The sequence below is a fragment of the Streptomyces inusitatus genome, assembly GCF_014651115.1.
In the GTDB taxonomy this organism is placed as follows: domain Bacteria; phylum Actinomycetota; class Actinomycetes; order Streptomycetales; family Streptomycetaceae; genus Streptomyces; species Streptomyces amakusaensis.
On sequence record NZ_BMWG01000078.1, the window covers coordinates 1 to 1250 of the forward strand.

A 1250-nucleotide genomic window follows, 5' to 3' on the forward strand; every position below is an offset into this window, starting at 1 on the left:
GCCGCTCTGGCCGGGCAGGCGGCCCGTCTCCTTCACCACGTCACCGAACACCCCCACCTCGACCCCGTGCACATCGGGAGCGCGCTCGCCCGCACCCGTACCCCCATGGAACACCGCGCCACCATCACCGCCACCACCACCGGGGAACTCCACCACGGCCTCACCGCCCTCACCACCGGCACCCCCCACCCCGCCCTCACGGGACCCCACACCCCCCACCCCAACCCCCGCACCGCGTTCCTCTACACCGGACAGGGCACCCAGCGCCCCGGCATGGGACACGGCCTCCACCAGCACCACCCCGTCTTCACCCACCACCTCGACACCGTCATCGAAGCCCTCCAGCCCCACCTCGAACACCCCCTGCGCGACATCATGTTCGCCACCCCCGGCACCCCCGAGGCCCACCTCCTCGACCAGACCCAATGGGCCCAGCCCGCCCTCTTCGCCCTCGGCACCGCCCTCCACCACACCCTCACCCACCACGGACTCACCCCCCACACCCTCACCGGACACTCCCTCGGCGAAATCACCGCCGCCCACCTCGCCGGCATCCTCACCCTCACCGACGCCGCCACCCTCATCACCGCCCGCGGCCGGCTCATGCAGCAAGCCCCCGCGGGCGGCCTCATGATCGCCGTCCAAGCCCGCGAAGAAGACATCACCCCCGACCTCCAGGAACACCCCCACCACATCAGCCTCGCCGCCGTCAACGGCCCCACCAGCCTCGTCGTCTCCGGCGACCGCACCACCCTCGAAACCCTCAACACCCAATGGCGCGCACGCGGCCACAAAACCCGCACCCTCCACGTCAGCCACGCCTTCCACTCACCCCACATGGACCCCATACTCGACGAATTCCACCAAATCGCCTCCACCCTCACCTACCACCAACCCCACACCCCCCTCATCTCCACCCTCACCGGCAAACCCGCCACCCCGGACGACCACACCACCCCCGACTACTGGACCCGACAACTCCGCCAAACCGTCCGCTTCCACGACGCCCTCACCACCCTCCACCACCAACACCACACCCACTACACCGACATCGGCCCCGACCACACCCTCACCACCCTCACCACCGAAACCCACCCCACCAACCCCCCCACCACCCTCACCCCCCTCCGCAAAAACCAACCCGAAACCCACACCCTCACCCACACCCTCACCACCGCCCACCACACCGGCACCCCCACCAACCTCACCACCCTCCACCCCCACACCCCACCCCCCAACACCCCCACACC

Annotated in this window: 1 protein-coding gene; it reads left to right on the plus strand. The window is 69.8% G+C overall.

Going from position 1 to position 1250, the window contains the following annotated elements; translation table 11 throughout:
• A partial coding sequence (locus IE247_RS33885) for an acyltransferase domain-containing protein (protein WP_190127213.1) occupies nucleotides 1–1250 on the plus strand: 1250 nt, incomplete at both ends.